Below are 18,620 nucleotides of genomic sequence, written 5' to 3'. Positions count from 1 at the left end.
CAACGCTAACGCTGAATAAATGAGAAAATATCTCGCAATGAACTTGCCGTTTCTTTCGTTGTGACAGGTTCCCACGAAATCATATTTCTTTTCAGCCAAGTTTCCTGGCGTTTGATGTACTGGCGGGTCTCCGCTTTTGCAAGCTCGCGAGCCTCGTCCTCGCCGATCTCACCCCGGGCGAGCCGCAGAAGCGGCCGCACTCCGATCGCCCGCATCGCCGGAAGATCGGGGTCGAGTTGCAGAGCCGACAAAGCCCGCGCCTCGTCGAGCGCCCCTTCCCGCATCATCCGATCGAAACGAGCATCGGCCCGCGCATGCAGTTCGGCTCGGTCGCCGGAAACCGCGAGGCGAACCGTCTCGGGTTCCTCGATCACCGGCTCGCCCCGCAATGATTGCCACTCGGCGAGCGACCGTCCGGTCGATTGGATCACCTCGAGCGCGCGCACGATCCGTTGCGTATCGGTCGGAGCCAGGCGCTCGGCCATGACGGGATCGACCCGCAGAAGCTCGCTGTGCAAGGCCCCGGCGCCCCGCTCCTCGCCTGCCCTGCGCCAGTAGTCGCGAACGTCGGCGGCTATGGCGGGTATGGGCGAAAGCCCCTCGATCAGCGCCTTGAAATAGAGCCCCGTGCCCCCGACGATGACCGGACGCCGCCCCGCGCTTCGAGCCCTCGCGATGGCCGCCGCGGCATCGCGAACGAACCGCCCTGCGGAATAGGCTTCCCCCGCCGGCACGAACCCGTAGAGCGCATGCGGAACGCGGGCTTCTTCTTCCACGGACGGCCGCGCCGAGAGAACGCGTAGCTCCCGATAGACCTGCATGCTGTCGGCGTTGATGATCTCGCCGCGGGCGTGCTCGGCAATCGCCATCGCGAGCGCAGACTTACCGCTCGCCGTCGGCCCGGCGATGAGAATAGGCTTTGTGTGATTTGGCGCTGCGCTCATGAAAAGGCCTCCTAGCGCACCCATCGGGGCGGCGCTAGGAGGCCGAAGTCAGATCGCGATTTGAAAACCCGAAACGGAGCTTAGGAATGAAGCAGGCTCAGTAATTCAGAATGGTCCTGACGCCGACAACGGCGGCATTGGGGATCTGCTTCAGATCGTCGGAATCGCTGCCGACGCGGCCGCCGGGGTTCCAGATGTATTGGAAGTCCGGCGAGATAGCGAAACCAGGACGGATCTTCGCGAGATAGTTGAGTTCGAGCACGGACTCGTAATTCGAGATCACATCCGAAGTGAAATCGCTATCCGGATCGGCCTGTGCCTGGCTGAACTTGTTCGAGATGTGGCCATAGCCGAACGCAGCGCCGAAGGCGTCTTCCTTGCGTCCCGGCACGAACCCCGTGAAGACGATGCCGGTATCGAAATAGGTATCGATCAGGTTCTGTTTGTCGGGGCTGCCCGATACCCGCACGAACGCGTTGATCGCCTTGTCGTCCGCACCCTTCCAGATCTGCTGGTCGATGATGCCGTAGATCCCGTAGCTGGTGTCGAGAACTGTCGGATCGAGGAAGTCCGTCGCGTAGTGATTGAACTGCTTCCAACCACCGAGCTTGAAGGTTCCGGGCAGGCCGGCATCATACTTGTACTGCGCTTCGACCATCAGCAACGGCGCGTCCTGAAGACGGAATTCCACGCCGTGATTGTTGTCCTTTTGCGGGTTCTCCGAAAAAGGATTGGCCGGGCTGCCGTTGAAGACGGCGGCCAGGATGTTGAGGTTATCGGTCGGCTGGTACTGCAAGCGCACGCCGAGCGAAGCCAGCGGATACCCAGGTCCGCCTGCCGCCTGATCCGCAGCCGTGATGCCGGGCCAGCCGAACGTGCCGTTGATGAACTGCGAAGCCGTATCGCTGATGAAGAATTCGGTATCGGCGGCGATCGAGCCGACCTTCACTTTCAACTTGTCCTCGAGCAGCGACTGCTCCAGCCAAATTTCGTCGAGCCGGAACGTCTCGTAGCCTTCGATATTGCTGACCGCGAAGATGTTGCCGACGCGCTCAGTCGAAGCACCGATGCCATGGATGTAGAAGGCGTTGGCGTGGATGACGGCGCCCTTCCAGCCCACAAGCTTTTCGAGATCGATGTCGGTGTGAACATCAAAACGGCCGTCGAAGTTCGAGCCCTGCGAGTTGCCGCCCGACGCGACGTTCCAGTATTCGCCGATCCAGTTGACGCCGTAAGTGATGCCGCGGCTCGCGAATGCCGCGCGCACCGGATCATTCCAGCCGGCAGCGAGCGAATCTTCCGGAACGCCGGTGATGGATGCCTCTTCCGCTCTCACCCCGCTAGCCATGCCCCCGGCCGCCGCGGTCAGTGTTCCCAACGCCAAAACTGGCAGTAGGCCGGACGAAACTCTCAATCTCATTCGTATGCCCCCACAAGGTCCGCGCCGGCCCTGCAAACAGCCGCACGCAAACCTCACCCCCTCATGCCCTGCCTCGGGCTCAACTCCAACTTAGAAGAAGATACTTGACCACTCCCGTCAACATTGGATCGCGGAAATGCTATGGGCGCTACATTCTCGGGCCATGCGCTGTTGCCCGTTTGCAATTGTTTTTGTCCGGACACGGAATGGCGCAGCCCGGAGAACTTCCCAGCGCACGCCTCCAGCTGCGCTCCGCCTCAGGCGGCCCCGAATCATTTTATCGAAAGATCGCGCTCCGCGGGTGGCTTTCCGGCAAACGGCAACTCACGTCCAGTCAATCGCCGCCATAGATCCGAAGCGCGCGGGCGGAGCCGCTTCCAGGCCTGTTGGACATTCGCCACGACCCGCGCCTTGACGATGCGCCCATACCGCCAGACCCACGACGCCCGTATCTGCGCGAAAAGCGCGTCCTTCCACGGCATCAACCAATTGAAGGCACTAGCGAACCAGCCGATCTGCATCAGCGACGGCTTCGTCAGTATGAATATCCGCGCAAGAATGGCCGTCGAAGCGAGCTTTGCGCCGATGAACAACAGCGTCGCCGTCGCGAAATGCCCGTTGGCGAGCAGCCATACGGCAACGAACTTCAGCGGCAGCAGCAACGATGTCGGCAGCGCCAGCGCAACGAGCGCCGCATAGGGAGGCAGCCCGGCGATAAACCGCTCCACCGCCGCGATGGGCGCGAATTTCGCGAGCCGTCCGATAAGCTCGGAAAGCGGCCGCCATCCCCATTCCTCGAAGAGGATGATCAGCGCCGCGGCGACATTGAGGGCGGCGATCAAAGGCCCCCGCACGATCGACCAGAAAGTCCTCAGAAGCTCGCGCATGGTCCAGAGCGCAATGACCGACCCGCGCCAGATCGCACTGAGAACCCGCCCTGCCGTCTCCTTGAATTCCTGACCGTCCAAGCGTCAAAATCCTTCCAAAAAACCGGACACCGCCGGTCGAACGGCCAAATTTAACACCCGATGATGAACCGGGGATATGTTTTGCCGGGATTGATGCCAAGCCCCCGCTCGCGACAGGTCTTGCCCAAAACTTGGGTCAACGCGCCGCGCAAAAAAGACCCCCAGGTCCATTTCGGATATTGATTACTTTTTTTGTATAGAATAGAGACAGGTGCTAGAGCTAAGCCACACGCTTCCCAGAACGGCTAAAGGCTGAACTCGCGACTAGCCCCGAGATGGCTCTCCCGGCCCCTATCTCGGGGCTGGTTTTTTGCCGAAAGTTGCGGTCACTCTTCCCCGGCTCACCGGGACGAACGCGAGATTTCGGCCAATGGCATATTTACTGGAAGAGCAGCGGCACGACGTATTTCGCGCCACAGGACAGCACACCTATCTCGGCAACGGTGACGTGTTCGTCCCGCGGTCCCTGGCGATCCGCTTCACAACGCGCGACGAAGCCGAGACGAAGCGGAAAAAACTGCCTCATCCCGAAGGCTGGAAAGTCGTCGAAGACTAGACCACTCCCCGATTGATCCGAGCCACCCGAAAACCGCCGAGCCGTTACGCCGGCTCGCCGGCTTCTTCGAGCGCATGCGCAAGTTCTTCGCGCGCCTTCTCGGCCTGCCGCTGACGCGCCCAGAGGCTCGCATAAAGACCGTTCTTCGCGATCAGCTCGCCGTGCGTGCCCTGCTCGGCCACGCGGCCCGCCTCCAGGACCAGAATGCTGTCCGCATGGATGATAGTCGACAAACGGTGCGCGATGACGACCGTCGTCCGGTCTTTCGAAACGCGGTCGAGCGCGTCCTGGATTTCCCGTTCCGTATGGCTGTCGAGCGCGCTCGTCGCTTCGTCGAGCAGCAGGATCGGCGGCGCTTTCAAAATCGTGCGCGCAATCGCGACGCGCTGCTTCTCACCGCCCGAGAGCTTGAGGCCCCGCTCGCCGACCATCGTATTGTAGCCGTCAGGGAGCGCGCGAACGAAATCGTCGATCTGCGCAAGCTTGGCAGCCGCATAGACTTCCGCGTCCGTAGCATCCGCCCGGCCGTACTTGATGTTGTAGAAAATCGTATCGTTGAACAGCACCGTATCCTGCGGCACGACGCCGATGGCCGAGCGCAGCGAATGCTGGCTCACGTCTCGAATATTCTGCCCGTCGATCGTGATTTTGCCGCCCGTCACGTCGTAGAAACGCAGAAGCAGCCGTGCGACGGTCGACTTGCCCGCACCCGACGGCCCGACGATGGCGACCATCTTGCCCGCCGGCACATCGAACGAAACGTCCTTCAAAATCACGCGCTCCGGATCGTACGCGAAGCCGACGTGGTCGAACCGGATCGCTCCGCCCGACACCTTGAGTTCCTTTGCTCCGGGCTTATCGGCGACCTCGGGGTTCTTCTCGAGCACTTCCATCATGCGCTCGATGTCGGTCAGCCCCTGTTTGATCTCGCGATACACCATGCCCATGAAGTTGAGCGGCATGAAAAGTTGCAGCATCAGCAGGTTGACCATCGCGAAATGGCCGACCGTATCCTTGCCGGCCACGATGTCCGTCGCCGACATCACGAGGCAGATCGTCAGCGCGATCGTGAAAATGATCGCCTGGCCTGAGTTCAAGACGGCAAGCGACGTGTAGGTCTTGATGCTCGCCTTCTCGTAGGCTGCCATCGACCTGTCGTAGCGCGCCGCTTCCCGGCCTTCCGCGCCGAAGTATTTGACGGTCTCGTAATTCAGAAGACTGTCGATCGCCTTCGTGTTGGCGTCCGTGTCGCTCTCGTTCATCGCCCGGCGGATCGCAAGCCGCCAGTTGGTCGCCTTCACCGTGAACCACAGGTAGGCGGCAATCATCAGCACGATGGTCACGATGTAGCGCCAGTCGAACTCGTAAGCGCAGACGGCAATGATCATCAGAAATTCGACGATGGTCGGGATAAGCGTCATCAGCGCCATGCGGCTGATGTTCTCGATCCCGGCGCGGCCGCGCTCCAGAACGCGCGTCAGTCCACCCGTCTTGCGTTCGAGGTGGAACCGCAGCGACAGCCGATGCATATGCTCGAATGTCGACAGCGCAAGCTTTCTGACCGCATGCATCGCAACGCGCGCGAACATGCCCTCGCGGACCTGCACAAGCAGCGACATCACGATCCGCGCAATGCCGTAGAGAATAGTCGCCACCACCGGCGCGCCGATGAGCCAGGGCAGCGTCTGGCTGCTCGACACGTGGCCGCCGGTCGACGCGACGAGCGCATCCGTCGCCCACTTGAGCGTGAACGGCACCGTGACCGTCACGCCCTTGGCAATGACGATAATGACGAACGACCAGATGACCGTCCGCTTGAGATCCGGCCGGTCCTCGGGCCAGACGTAAGGCCAGAGAGCTTTCAGAACCCGAGAACTCTCGGCGGAAGGGGTAATGCGCGCCAGCAATCCATCGCGGACCGCCGCGCACCAATTGACAAAGGCGCTTTGCATTGGGCTTCAGATAGGATTACGCGGCGCGAAAGTCCATCACAGTTACCTGCTGGGCAGATAAAGCCGCTCGCACGGATAGATCAGGTTCGGATTGCGGATAACATCCTGGTTCGCGCGGTAAATCCGCCGGAAATACCAACCGTCGTGATAGTGCCGAAGGGCGATGAGCCACAGGTTGTCGCCGCGTGCGACGGTATAGCGGCCCGGCAGCAAGACCTTGTGGCCCGCAAGCCGGCAGCGGCCCTGGCGGGGACGCCTGACCCAGCGCTTCACCACCGGACCACCCTTATGCGCCGATTGACTGGCCCCGGCGTTGCCAGAGCGATTGACTGAGCGATTGGCCGAGCGATTGCTCGCTTGCCTGTGAACGCGGGCATGATGGCGCGGCTTGCGCGCTGCGGCTTTGGCTTCGCTTTCGCCCGACGATTTACCTTCAACTTTCCGCGCGGGCTGCGCGCCATTGACTGACGGTTGCTCGGCCGCCCTCGGCGCAGCCGCGACGTTGGTCTCGTCCTTATCCTCGTCCTCGACCATCGCTTGCCTGGTCGGAGCCGGGGTTTGCGGAGCGAGTGCCTGCGGAGCGAGTGCCTGCTTGGCTTCCGCGTCTTTCTTGGCAATCTCTTGGGCCGCGCGTTCTTTTTCTGCAGCCTCGCTTGCGGCAGCAATCTTCGCCCGGGCCTCGGCCTCCTGAGCAGCAGCGATCCTGGCTGCTTCCTCATCCGCCCGCCGCTTCGCTTCCGCTGCCTTTGCTTCTTCCGCTGCCCTGGCCTCTTCCGCTTCCTTGGCTTCCTTGGCTTCCTTGGCTGCCTTTGCCGCCTCCGCCGCCTTGGCTTCTTCCGCAGCCTTGGCTGCCTCGGCTTCTCTCAAGGCTTGCTGCTTGGCTTCCGCCTCCTTTGCCTCCGCCGCCCTTTTTGCAGCAGCTGCTTCCGCTGCCTGCCTCTCGGCGATCTCTCGCTCTTTTGCCGCTGCAGCCGCTTTCTCGGCTGCCTCCTTCGCGGCCGCTTCCTCCGCGGCTTTCTGCTTCGCCGCTTTCTCTTCCTCGGCGAGCCGAAGTTCAGCCTGCCGCTTTTGCTCCTCCGCGCGGCGCTTTTCTTCTGCCGCTTTCCGCTCCTCGTCGATACGAGCCGCTTCCGCTTCGCGAGCCTTGGCTTGCTCCGCAGCCTTCGCGGCAGCGTCGGACAGTTCGCGCTGATGCTGGGCCTCAGCCTCGGCCGCGAGCTTCGCGTGCGCCGTACTGAGCGCCTCTTGCGCGCCCGCCGCCGCAGCCGCTGCATCCTCGTCCTTCACATCTTCGATCTTGCGCGCGATGCCGTCGCCCGCAACAGCCGACGGCGTCGATAACCGGCGAATGATCGTCGATTGAAATTCGCGATTGGCACGCGCCAGCCAGTCTTGCACGCGATCGGCAATCCCAAGCTCCTTCGGCGGCCATAAGCTCCGAGTGAGATTGCTGTCCCCCTCGGACGAAACGTCGGCGTCGGGGGGAGAAGTCTCGGGCGGCCGGACGTCGATCTCCCGCGCATCGGAGCCTGTCGGCGCGTCGGCCTGCTTCGGAACGTCCTCAGCCAGCACGGGAAGCCGGTCTTCGGCGTCGAGCGTATCTTCGCTATCGATCGCGACCGCTGGAAAATCACTGGCGATAATGACAGTTGTCCCGCTGGACGCCGCATCCCCCTGATCGATGGCGGCCCCGAGCGGCAGCGGCAATAGCCCGGCAAGGACGAGAAGCGCGGCAACGGCGCCAGCCCGCGCGCTTACGATCGCGGTTTTCTTCGCGGAAACCGTGGCTTCGTCATTTTTCATAACATCGCCTTTTAACTCGACTATGAACTAAGCACACGTGTCACGCTCTCGCCAAGCCCCGGAGCTACGACGGCGTGAAAATTCCTCTTGAACAGACCGCGGCCCCGCAAAAGCGGCATGCGTCCTATTCATACTCTGGTGGCCCGGCGGCGAACCCCCAAATACTGATGCTACATCGTTTGAGAATGGACCGAGAATGAATGAAATGACAAAAATGGCCGGCGCACCGGCCAACGATGATAATTCCACACCCCCCTCAAAAATCGAAGGCGTCTGCGTTTATTGCGGCTCCGGAAAGGGACTGAACACCGCTTACACCGTGGCCGCACGCAAGCTCGGCAAGGCACTCGCCGACAACGGCATGCGCCTGATCTACGGCGGCGGCAGCCTCGGCTTGATGGGCGAGGTCGCCCGCTCCGCCCTCGGCGCCGGCGGCAAGGTCACGGGCATCATCCCGGAATTCCTCGGCAACCGCGAGTTGATGCTGAAAGACGTCGACGAGTTGATCGTCGTCGAGAATATGCACACGCGCAAACAGCTGATGTTCGATCGCGCCGACGCGTTCGTGGCGCTTCCCGGCGGCGTCGGCACGCTCGAGGAACTCGTCGAACAGTTGACGTGGTCCCAGCTCGGCCGTCACGCGAAGCCGATCATCATCGCCAACATCGACGGTTTCTGGAATCAGTTCCTGAAGCTTCTCGAACACATGAAGCAGGAGACTTTCATACGCGACGGCCTCGACGTGCGCTTCACCGTTGTCGACAAGGCCGAAGACATCCTCCCCGCCATACTCAAAGCTGCGAAGCCGCAAAAACCCGCGGCCGAGGAAGCGGCCGAGGAAAGCGTGCTGGACAAATTCTGACGGCCATCACGGCTGAAGAGCTACTGGCGGCTCCGACTTCGCCGCGCCATTGAACAGCTCGTCGAACATTTGTGAAAGTGTCGCCACCCCGTTCGGCGAAAGATGACCGGCGTCCGAATACATCGGCTTGCCATCGTCACTGTAACGGCAGGTCTTCCCGTCGCAAAGACTGAGATGCGGATAGACGACGCGGACATGCGGGATGGTCGCAAGCCGCGCGAGAACCGGCAGGACAAGACGCTGGTTCTGCGTGAACTCCTGCAACGCCAGTTCGGGCGGTAGAGGCAGGCCCCATGCGATGTGGCGAGCCATAGTCGGGCCGACATCAAATCTGTGAATCGGCACGGGTCCCAGTATGACAACATCTTTGTCTTGCGCGGCGAGACGCCGGACGACGTCTTCAAGAGTGCTGGCAAAAACGGCGCCGTCCGCATTCCCGTGTTTCGTGTAGACAGCCGGATTTCCGTCACCGTCCCGAACAACAGCGCTCGCAAATCCTTCCCAGCGCGCCACGAGAATTACGCGCCGGATACCTCGCGCCGCGACCGCTTTGAAAATAGCGTTGTTTCGAGGTTTACAATTCGCGCCCGGCGAGCGCCCGTAGAAGGTGACACTAGGCAGCGGTGGGCATCCCGGATTAGCCGCTATGACTGCGCCTTTCCCGGTCTTTTTATAATAAGTGATGAACCCGGGGATGAGCGCTTGGGCGAAACTGTCACCCCATAAAACGGTATCGGGTGTGCTGCCCTCGTTGCCCACCCGATAGGTGTCATGTGGCCATTCCGGCTCCCGCTTCAATCCGAGGACGCGCCCGGAAACGGTTCTTCTGAATTGCATTGCATCTATCGCCGCCGGCCATCTGTGCAGCCAGTTCGGACGTCCAATGACTACCGCAGACGTCGCGGCAATCGCCAAAACTGCCGAGGCTCCTGCACCGAATACAGTCTTCGTCAAAATGCCTCCGGATCGCCGGAAAGGTTCCTCGATGAACCGCCACGACAAGGCACCGAGACCGAGGCTGGCTATCGCGAGCCCCATGCGCGCCGCCGTCGCGTGCGGGGCATCAGCTCCGAAGACGTCCGGAAAACGATATTGGCAGAGCACCAGCAAAGGCCAGTGCCAGAGGTAGATCGAGTAGGAAATGAGCCCGATGCCCACCATCGGTGGCGACGATAGCAATCTTGCCACGAACGATTTTTGCGGAGACATGCCGGAGTGAATGATGAGTGCTGCTCCGAAGCACAGCGGCAACGCCGCCAATCCGGGAAACAGCGTATTGTCGTCGTAGAAGAAATAGCCGAAGGCAATCAGTAAAACGCCCGCCCCTGCCTCGGCTTCGATTGCCCAGCGGCGCGACGCAAGCGGCAAAGCGGCAAAGGCAAGAAGCGTTCCGGTGCCCAATTCCCAGACCCGACCTAAAGTTGAGAAAAAGGCTGGATCTGGCGAGCGCGCGACGCTGAAACTGCTGTACGCGAGCGAAAGAGCCGCAATTGCCGCCAGCACAGACAACACGCTCTTCCGCGCTAACTTGAAGAGCAGAATGAGAGCCACCGGAAAGACGATATAGAATTGTTCTTCTACCGCCAGCGACCATGTGTGAAGAAGCGGCTTTTCCGTTGCGGCGCCGTCGAAATAGCCGTTGCGGACCGAGAAATAAAAATTCGATAAGGAGAGCGCAGCCGCCAGCAGGCTCCGTCCGTAATTCTGGAAGTCACGCGGGAAAAGAATGAAAGCCGCAGCAAGGGTCGTCGCGGCAAGACACACCGTCAGCGCAGGCAATATCCTGCGGATGCGCCGAACGTAGAAGTGCGTCAGGGAAAAAGTGCCGGCCTCGAGTTCGGATTTGATGATCCCGGCAATCAAAAAGCCGGAAATGACAAAGAAAACATCCACTCCGCCGTAGCCGCCCGTCACTCCGCCCAATCCGAAGTGAAAGGCCAGAACGCCCAGTATGGCGACGGCTCGCAGGCCGTCTATGTCGGAGCGGTGCGTCTTCACCGCTCGACCGTGCATCGTCTCGACCGACAATCGCCCTTGTCCGACACGATCCCCCCCGGCTAGGCGTCTCACCGCGGAGAAAGGATCACATTCACCCCTCCGCCTCAACCCCACGCCTTCCGCCCGCGGTAACACAGTTGCGTGCGGGCAGCTTCCCTTCTAATCAGCGCGTATGACCAAAACGACCGCAGATCCGCTTCCTCCCGTTGCCCGCATTCCAGCCGCCGAAATCGCGAGCTACGTCGACCGTATGCGCGCGGGCGAACGCCGTGCCATCGCAACGGTGATCACCGAGCTTGAACGGCTCTCAGAAGCCGCGCCCGGGTTGCTTCAGGCGCTGCAGCCTCATCTCGGGCACGCGCTCGTCGTTGGATTTACAGGGCCGCCGGGCGCCGGCAAATCGACCCTCGTCAACGCCGTCATCGCGCATCTGCGACAGCACGGCCGGACCGTCGGCGTCATCGCCGTCGATCCGTCGAGCCCGATCTCGGGCGGCGCCATTCTCGGTGATCGCATTCGCATGACGGCGGCATTGGACGACGACGGCGTCTTCGTACGCTCGCTCGCCTCGCGCGGTTATCTCGGCGGCCTCTCGCCCGCGGCCGTCCGCATCATCGACGCGCTCGACGGCGCGGGCTTCGATATCGTGCTGCTGGAAACGGTCGGCACCGGACAGAACGAAGTCGATGTCGCGGAAGTTGCCGACATCCGCGTCGTCATCGCCGCGCCTGGAATGGGCGATGATATTCAGGCGATGAAATCCGGCCTTTTGGAAATCGCCGACATCATCGTCGTCAACAAAGCCGATCGCCCAGGCGCTGAACAAACGATGCAGCAGCTTGTCGGCGCACTGTCGATCCGCGCGATGGCGGCGGAAAAAGTCCCCGTCCTGAAAACCAGCGCGTTGAGCGGCGATGGCGTTCCCGCACTCGTCGAAGCGTTCGACGAAATCGGCACCCGCGTCGCAGCCGATGGTGCGATCAAGAGAAGGCGCCGCAGGGCTCGCTATTTGATCGCGCGCGCCGCCGCCGACATCGTCGCCGCCCGCATCAAGTCCGGCGGCAAGGAAGGTCTCGATCCGCTCGCCGATGCCGTGCTCTCGGGCACGATGACGCCGGACAAGGCAGCACGCCGCTTGCTAGAATAGTGAATCGGGCTATCTCGGCAACAATCCGCGCCCGATCTTTACTTTTTCCACAGGCTCGTTTCGCAGCGCACGCATCAATTTGCTAAAGCGTTCCCTATCGAATTTTACGATTTCGAGACGGGGGTAAATGAACATGCGACGAGGCGTTCTCGCCGGGTTGGCGACGGTAGCGATCATGGCATCGGCCACTCAGGTTGCGGCCGACAATCTCACTGGCATCGAGCTGCGCGGGCTACTCGCCGGACGGACGATTTACATTTCCGCGCCGTTCGGGTCGGTTCCTATCCGCTACAATCCCGGTGGCACGATGAGCGCCAAGTCAAAAGCGATGGCCGTCTTCTCAGGCGGGATCTCAGAAGACCGCGGAACCTGGCGCATTTCCGGCAACCAGTTCTGCCAGCGCTGGAACCTCTGGCAGGCGGGCCGCGAGCAATGCTTCTCCGTCACGCGCACAGGTTCGACGCTTCGTTGGGCCAGCAACGACGGCATGACCGGAACAGCGCACTAACCGCCAGCGTTGGCGGCCGGCTCCCGGAACGGGAGTCGCCAACGCAAACGTATGACTCGGCCGGCTCGCGGAACGCGAGTCGCCAACGCTCAACAAAAGCTACAGCCACCGGCGCCGCTTGAAATAGAGATACGGCAGGATCGCCGAGATCACCATCATGCCGAGCGCAAACGGATAGCCGAGACCCCACCTGAGTTCCGGAATATCGGCGAAGTTCATGCCGTAGATCGATGCGACCAGCGTCGGAGGCAGAAACACCACCGCCGCGACCGAGAAGATCTTGATGATCTGGTTCTGCTGCAGATTGATGAGCCCGAGCGTCGCGTCGAGCAGGAAGTTGACCTTGCTCGACAGGAACGTCGCCTGATCCGTCAACGCGACCACGTCCCGATACAAAACCTTGCTGCGCGCCTTGGCTTCCTTCGTGACCTTCTTGTCCTGCTGGTCGACGCTGGTGTGATAGGTCAACACGCGGTTGATGCTGACGAGACTTTCGCGGACCTTCGTCAACAGATCGCCGTCCTGGCCGATCCGCTCGATCACCGCCTGCAGATCTTCGCTGGAAGGTGAGGCCTTTTCCTTCCCCTTCCCGCCTTTACGAAAGACTTGCCGCGAAACCTGATCGATCCCCGTTCCGACGCGCTCGAGAGCATCCGCCATGCGATCGAGCAGCGCTTCGATCAGGCCCATCATGATCTGCTCGCCGTTCCCGACCGGCACCGTATTGGAACGCTGCGCGCGGACGACGAAATTGGCGAAGGCCTTCGGTTCCGCATAGCGAACGGTCACGAGCGTGGTGCCCTTGAGCACGAACGTGATCGGCGTGTTGATCGGCTCGTCGCTTTCAAGCTGAGACGCAGCCGTCAGCGTCATGAACTCGGCGCCGTCCTCCTGATAGAGCCGGGCGGAGACTTCGATCTCCTGCATCTCCTCCCGCGTCGGCAGCGAAATACCGAGCAACTGCTCCACATAGCGGTTGTCCTGGGGAGCCGGATTATAGAGATCGATCCAGAACGGAAGATCGATCGGACCGGCCGTCTCGGCCGCAATGCCTTCCTGCGCCAAAACGAGATGCGAATTTTCGCGGCGATAGCTGCGCAGCATGTATAGGCCCTTCCGGTTCTCGGCCACCACGCAGCCGTCCGAGCGGGCCTGGTATCAGCCGAGCTCGAGGGATACGGGCGAAATCGAAGTATCGCTTCGACTGTCGCAGTCCATTTGTGTTGATCCTCGTATCCGGGCCGACGGAAGATGCTTTCAGGCGGCCGCGGTCGGCCGGGAACCTACTCTCGCGCTTTGTCTTTTTCCAGTGGGGTCTTGAGGGTTAATCGGCCTATGCCACCGCGAGCCGGCTGTGCCTGATGGAATACACGAAGTAGATGACGAGCCCGAGCGCCAGCCAGATGATGAAACGCAGGTGCGTCTCGAACGGCAGGAACCCGATCAGCGCGCCGCACGAAATGATGCCGAGCACGGGAATGATGAGGCCGCCGGGCATCTTGAAGGGTCGCGGCAGATCCGGATGCGACAGCCTGAGCGCGATCACGCCGGCGCACACCAGAACGAACGCCGCGAGCGTCCCGATGTTCACGAGTTCCGCGAGAATGCCGAGCGGAAGGAAGCCGGCCATGATCGCCATGATGAAGCCGACGATGACCGTCGTGCGGACGGGGGTATGCGTACGGCGGTTGACCACGGAGAAATATGGCGGGAGCAGTCCGTCTCGCGACACTCCGACGATGATGCGCGTCAGGGCGTAGTAGAGAACGAGCATGACGGTCGTCAGCCCCGTGATGACACCCGCGGCGACCAGCGCCGAAGCCCAGTTGTACCCGATCTTTTGAAGCGCGAACGCAACGGGCGAGGACACATTGAGTTCGGTGTAATTGACGATGCCGGTCAGCACGCCCGAGACGACGATGTAGATGATCGTGCAGAAGATCAGCGAGCCGATCAGGCCCCGCGGCACGTCACGTTGCGGGTCCCGGGCCTCTTCGACCGCAGTCGAAACCGCATCGAAGCCGACGTAGGCGAAGAAGACGAGAGACGCGCCCGCCAGAATGCCGACCGGCCTGCCTTCCGCATTGTGGTCGAACCAGCCGAACGGCGCGAACGGCGTCCAGTTCTCGGGGTGGATGTTGAAGATCGCGACGGCCAGGAAAATCGCGATCGTCCCAAGCTTCACCGCCACCATCGCCGCATTCACCCGCGCCGTCTCCTTCACCCCGATGATCAGCATGATCATCAACAGGAAGACGATGCCGAACGCAGGAAGGTTCACGATCCCGCCCGCAAAGGGCCCCTTCGTGAGCTCCGGCGGCAGCCCGAGGCCGATGGCCGTCAGCGCGTTGTTGAAATACCCTGACCAACCGTTGGCCACCGCCGCAACCGACACGCCGTATTCCAGGATGAGGTCCCAGGCGATGATCCAGGCGATGAGTTCACCGAACGCCGCATAACTGTAGCCGTAGGCACTTCCGCAACCGCCGACGCTCGAAGCAAGCTCGGCATAGGACAGCGCCGCAAATCCGCACGCCAATCCCGCAACGACGAAGGACATAACGACGGCTGGGCCGGACTGCGTTGCAGCCGCCACCCCGGTCAGGACGAAAATGCCGGTTCCGATGATCGCGCCGATGCCGAGCAGCGTCAGATCGAGCGCGCTCAAGACACGCTTCATGCCGAAGTCCGAGTCGTCGTAGGCGACAGATTTCTTACGGAAGAGATCGGCCATGCGCGGGTCCCTCATGATCTGGACATCTTTGGTCACAGGACATTTTGGCGCTGGATGACCTTCCCCGCTCGGACAGCAATTCCCCCGCCGCCACGCCCGTCAGGACTCCACGCGCTTCTTTGCGACCTTCGCCCAGCCGTTTGCCGATGTCTAGGACGCCGTTGCCGAAAAATGTTGCCAGCCTGCTTGTTAGGCAGGTCGCAGCGAAACGGCCAAGCCGGACTGCCGAGCCGAACAGCACGGGCCCTTGCCCGTCGCTCCCAAACCCGATAGCGAGTCAAAAAACGAGGGGCTGCACCAGCTCGGTTCGGCGAGCCGATTCAAACGAGCCAAGTTCAGCGTGCCAGTCGCGCGAGATGGAGTACGACGATGTCTGACGAGGCCGTAGTCGCCCAAACCGGGCCCTATCAGGTCGACCTCACTGAGGGCCAGGAATATTGGTACTGCCGCTGCGGCAGATCCAAGACCCAGCCCTTTTGCGACGGCTCGCACGAAGGCACGTCATTTGAACCGATGCGGTTCGTACCGGACCACACGGGCACCTTTAACCTCTGCGGCTGCAAGGCGACCGACGACGAACCCTATTGCGACGGCACCCATAACGTCCTGTAGCAACGGAGCAACATCGGGCGGCTCCGCGGCACCTTGCGCTGAAGGCTTCGCCGCCCCGCCGCATAGTAAAGCCGCATAAAAAAAAGGCCGCCTCGCGCCAGATTGCGCAAGCCGACCTGATGGCACGAAGGCCACCAATGAAACGAGGCGCAAATGCCGGGCATTCCCAGCTTTGCTATTTAGCGGAATTAGCGGCCCAGGATTAGCGACCCAGGATTACCGACCCAGGATTACCGACCCAGGATTACCGCCCCTGAGAAGCCAGCATGCATTCCGTCATTAGCCGTCTCTCGAGTTTCGTCAAAACATCCGGAATATCCCGGCCGGAATCCCGAAACTCTGTGATTCGTTCTTTCACGAGGGCGTAGCACTGGCGCGGATCGTCTTCCGACTGCTCCATCTGATGGACCAATTCAGCCAGTTCCCCGCTGCCCATCTGTTGCGACATGTTCTTCAAGTCTCCCGCTGTGGTTTTTATCGCGGAGTTCGAACGGGGGATCATTGTTGCCACCCGGGAAGAGCTCCTCGACTCAATTACATCCTTGGGTATTTCTATGTAGGCCCACCCGTACACGAATAGAATGCGCTAATTCGAACGTAGACCGACGAATTTTACGAGTGTGGCTTAACTGCCCTGAATAATACCTGAACGAAAAACAGAAATGCCCGCCTCGTAATGCGGAAACTAGGTCAGCCGTTCGTGGCGATAGACGGGCGACAATCGAAACGTCGCTTCACGAATTGTTTCAAAGCATTTGGTGCAGAGCAGCAAAATGCCGGTACCTAAGCGAAGTCTCGCTATGCCTCTGTCGGAACCGGCTCCGGCGATTGATGCGCCGTGGCCCGTCTGCTACGCCTCCCGCGTTGCATCAAGGATTTAGCTCTATGATACCCCGCTATTCACGACCCGAAATGACGCGCATCTGGGAGCCCGAAACACGTTTCCGAATCTGGTTCGAGATCGAAGCCCACGCCGCGACCGCCAGCGCCCGGATCGGCATAATTCCGGAGGCTGCGGCAAAAAACATATGGGAAAAAGGTTCGGCCGCGACCTTCGACGTCGCCCGCATCGATGAAATCGAGGCGGTTACGAAACATGACGTGATCGCCTTTTTGACGCACCTCGCCGAGCACGTGGGCCCCGACGCCCGCTTCATCCATCAGGGAATGACCTCGTCCGACGTGCTGGACACCTGCTTGAACGTCCAGTTGGTACGCGCCGCCGATCTCCTGATAGCGGACCTCGATCGCCTTCTCGCCGCACTCAAGACCCGCGCCTTCGAATACAAGGACGCGATCACCATCGGGCGCAGCCACGGCATCCATGCCGAGCCGACGACGTTCGGCGTCAAGCTTGCCTACGCCTATGCCGAGTTCGAACGCGCACGCGAGCGCATGGTCGCCGCCCGGAAGGAAGTCGCGACGTGCGCCATCTCGGGCGCGGTTGGAACCTTCGCCAACGTCGATCCCCGGATCGAGGAATACGTCGCGGAGAAGATGGGGCTCGTTCCCGAACCCGTGTCGACGCAGATTATTCCGCGCGACCGTCACGCCATGTACTTCGCGACGCTCGGCGTCGTCGCCTCGAGCATCGAGCGCCTCGCCATCGAGATCCGTCATCTGCAGCGGACCGAAGTGCTCGAAGCGGAAGAATATTTCTCGCCGGGCCAGAAGGGCTCGTCGGCGATGCCGCACAAGCGCAACCCCGTGCTCTCGGAAAACCTGACGGGTCTCGCCCGCATGGTTCGCGCCTACGCGCTCCCCGCCATGGAAAACGTCGCCCTCTGGCACGAGCGGGACATCTCGCATTCGAGCGTCGAGCGGATGATCGGACCTGACGCGACGGTGACGCTCGACTTCGCGCTGGCGCGCCTCGCCGGCGTCATCGAAAAGCTTGTCGTCTATCCGGAGACGATGAAGCGGAACATGGAAAAGCTCGGCGGCCTGCACAATTCCCAGCGCGTGTTGCTGGCTTTGACCCAGGCCGGCGTCAGCCGCGAGGACGCCTACGCGCTCGTCCAGCGCAACGCCATGAAGACCTGGGAACTGGGCAAGGATTTCTTGACCGAGCTCAAGTCCGACAAGGACGTGACCGCCAAGGTGCCAGCTGCCGCTCTCGAGGCGATGTTCGACATCGACTATCACACGGCCCACGTCGACACGATTTTCCGGCGCGTCTTCGGCAGCGCCTGAAGTCGTTCGTCAGCACCGTCACCGAAGTGTAACGAAACTGACGTGCCTCTGCCATCTCGACTGCCGATAGGCTTTCAATCGAGATATGTCGGGGTGGTGGGATGTCGGCGCCGGGCTTTGTTTTCGGGACGGAAGAGCGCCACGAGGGTGACGCGGCTGAAGAACAGCCCGTCATCGGCGCGATCAGCCTGCTCAAGGGCGCCGTCGCTGTCGGCGCCCTCGCATTCGCGGTATTTGCTCTGGTGCCGGGAATAGACCTCGCGATCGCGCGTCTCTTCTATGCCGGGAACGGCCAGTTCATCGGCAACCAGCTGGCTATGTTCGGAATGCTGCGCTTCACGTTCAACGGCCTGTTCTATCTGACGTGCGCGGTGACCGCCGTCGGCCTGGTCATCACCGCGCGGCGAGCCGCCAGTTGGCTTGGCCTCGGCATACGCAAATGGCTGTTCATTGCTGTCTGCCTCCTGACCGGCCCCCTCGTTGTCGCCAACATCGGCTTCAAGGATCACTGGGGCCGCGCCCGCCCGCGAGACATCGTCGAATTTGCCGGCAGCAAGGCATTCACCGCACCCTTCCCCGCCTCGAACCAGTGCAATTACAATTGCTCGTTCGTTTCGGGAGAGGCCTCGTCGGTGTTCATGGTGCTGTTCGTTGCTGCGCTGCTGTTCAAATCCCTCTCTCGCAATTTTGTCACATTGAGCATCCTGCTCGGCGCCCTCGCCGGCCTGACGCGAATGGCTCAAGGCGGGCACTTTCTATCCGACGTCATCTTCGCCGGGGTGCTGATGGCGATGACCGGTGCAAGCTTGCAACTCCTTTTCGACACATTGGAGTCCGACCGTAAAAATTCGATCGAACCGAGTTCGGCGTAAGTGACCGGCACGGTCGAATGCTGCTACGTGACGTCCGGAAAGCGGAAGTCC

At 61.3% G+C, this 18,620-nt stretch carries 15 protein-coding genes; 7 read left to right on the top strand and 8 right to left on the bottom strand.

Annotation, left to right across the window (positions count from 1 at the left end; genetic code table 11):
- Nucleotides 1–5: 5 nt before the first annotated feature.
- The 3 genes from miaA to BM399_RS05995 form a co-directional block, all read right to left on the bottom strand.
- Nucleotides 6–944: a tRNA (adenosine(37)-N6)-dimethylallyltransferase MiaA gene (gene miaA / locus BM399_RS06005; protein WP_092866447.1), complete on the bottom strand. Its 939-nt coding sequence runs from the start codon at nucleotides 942–944 to the stop codon at nucleotides 6–8.
- A gap of 97 nt (nucleotides 945–1,041) precedes the next feature.
- Nucleotides 1,042–2,292 carry a carbohydrate porin gene (locus BM399_RS06000; protein WP_244531094.1) on the bottom strand — a complete coding sequence of 417 codons (1,251 nt, stop codon included), beginning with the start codon at nucleotides 2,290–2,292 and terminating at the stop codon, nucleotides 1,042–1,044.
- A gap of 344 nt (nucleotides 2,293–2,636) precedes the next feature.
- Nucleotides 2,637–3,332, bottom strand: coding sequence for a hypothetical protein (locus BM399_RS05995; RefSeq protein ID WP_092865483.1), 696 nt, complete (start codon nucleotides 3,330–3,332; stop codon nucleotides 2,637–2,639).
- A gap of 370 nt (nucleotides 3,333–3,702) precedes the next feature.
- On the opposite strand from BM399_RS05995, the gene BM399_RS05990 reads away from it, so the two are divergent.
- Entirely contained in the window at nucleotides 3,703–3,888 is a 186-nt protein-coding gene (locus tag BM399_RS05990) for a hypothetical protein (RefSeq protein ID WP_092865480.1), read from the top strand.
- Between the two features lie 44 nt (nucleotides 3,889–3,932).
- Here BM399_RS05990 and BM399_RS05985 read toward each other — a convergent pair whose 3' ends face one another.
- Nucleotides 3,933–5,840, bottom strand: coding sequence for an ABCB family ABC transporter ATP-binding protein/permease (locus BM399_RS05985; RefSeq protein ID WP_092865477.1), 1,908 nt, complete (start codon nucleotides 5,838–5,840; stop codon nucleotides 3,933–3,935).
- Between the two features lie 42 nt (nucleotides 5,841–5,882).
- Entirely contained in the window at nucleotides 5,883–7,643 is a 1,761-nt protein-coding gene (locus BM399_RS05980) for a LysM peptidoglycan-binding domain-containing protein (RefSeq protein WP_092865474.1), read from the bottom strand.
- A 196-nt stretch (nucleotides 7,644–7,839) separates the two neighbouring features.
- On the opposite strand from BM399_RS05980, the gene BM399_RS05975 reads away from it, so the two are divergent.
- The gene (locus tag BM399_RS05975; protein ID WP_092865471.1) at nucleotides 7,840–8,505 is read left to right on the top strand and encodes an LOG family protein; all 666 of its coding nucleotides are present in this window, start codon (nucleotides 7,840–7,842) and stop codon (nucleotides 8,503–8,505) included.
- 6 nt (nucleotides 8,506–8,511) lie between these two features.
- Here the strand turns inward: BM399_RS05975 and BM399_RS05970 are convergent, their stop codons facing one another.
- Nucleotides 8,512–10,533, bottom strand: a complete 2,022-nt coding sequence (locus tag BM399_RS05970; RefSeq protein ID WP_092865468.1) for an acyltransferase family protein — start codon at nucleotides 10,531–10,533, stop codon at nucleotides 8,512–8,514.
- Nucleotides 10,534–10,675: 142 nt separating this feature from the next.
- On the opposite strand from BM399_RS05970, the gene meaB reads away from it, so the two are divergent.
- A complete protein-coding gene (meaB, locus tag BM399_RS05965; protein WP_092865465.1) occupies nucleotides 10,676–11,650 on the top strand; it encodes a methylmalonyl Co-A mutase-associated GTPase MeaB in 975 nt (324 codons plus the stop codon).
- A 127-nt stretch (nucleotides 11,651–11,777) separates the two neighbouring features.
- Nucleotides 11,778–12,158, top strand: coding sequence for a hypothetical protein (locus BM399_RS05960; RefSeq protein WP_092865463.1), 381 nt, complete (start codon nucleotides 11,778–11,780; stop codon nucleotides 12,156–12,158).
- A gap of 99 nt (nucleotides 12,159–12,257) precedes the next feature.
- Here the strand turns inward: BM399_RS05960 and BM399_RS05955 are convergent, their stop codons facing one another.
- Both BM399_RS05955 and BM399_RS05950 read right to left on the bottom strand, forming a co-directional pair.
- Nucleotides 12,258–13,262 (bottom strand): magnesium transporter CorA family protein, encoded by a 1,005-nt coding sequence (locus BM399_RS05955; RefSeq protein ID WP_092866444.1) that lies wholly within the window; start codon nucleotides 13,260–13,262, stop codon nucleotides 12,258–12,260.
- A 229-nt stretch (nucleotides 13,263–13,491) separates the two neighbouring features.
- Nucleotides 13,492–14,928, bottom strand: coding sequence for an APC family permease (locus tag BM399_RS05950; RefSeq protein WP_244531093.1), 1,437 nt, complete (start codon nucleotides 14,926–14,928; stop codon nucleotides 13,492–13,494).
- 333 nt (nucleotides 14,929–15,261) lie between these two features.
- On the opposite strand from BM399_RS05950, the gene BM399_RS05945 reads away from it, so the two are divergent.
- The 3 genes from BM399_RS05945 to BM399_RS05930 all read left to right on the top strand — a co-directional run bounded on the left by BM399_RS05945 (nucleotide 15,262) and on the right by BM399_RS05930 (nucleotide 18,569).
- Entirely contained in the window at nucleotides 15,262–15,504 is a 243-nt protein-coding gene (locus BM399_RS05945) for a CDGSH iron-sulfur domain-containing protein (protein WP_092865460.1), read from the top strand.
- 885 nt (nucleotides 15,505–16,389) lie between these two features.
- Entirely contained in the window at nucleotides 16,390–17,697 is a 1,308-nt protein-coding gene (purB, locus tag BM399_RS05935) for an adenylosuccinate lyase (protein WP_092865457.1), read from the top strand.
- A gap of 101 nt (nucleotides 17,698–17,798) precedes the next feature.
- Nucleotides 17,799–18,569: a phosphatase PAP2 family protein gene (locus BM399_RS05930; protein WP_092865454.1), complete on the top strand. Its 771-nt coding sequence runs from the start codon at nucleotides 17,799–17,801 to the stop codon at nucleotides 18,567–18,569.
- Nucleotides 18,570–18,620 lie beyond the last annotated feature (51 nt).

Source organism: Hyphomicrobium facile (genome assembly GCF_900116175.1).
In the GTDB taxonomy this organism is placed as follows: domain Bacteria; phylum Pseudomonadota; class Alphaproteobacteria; order Rhizobiales; family Hyphomicrobiaceae; genus Hyphomicrobium_B; species Hyphomicrobium_B facile.
The sequence above is the reverse complement of the archived record's forward strand: the minus strand, read 5'-3'. Positions and strand labels throughout refer to the sequence as shown.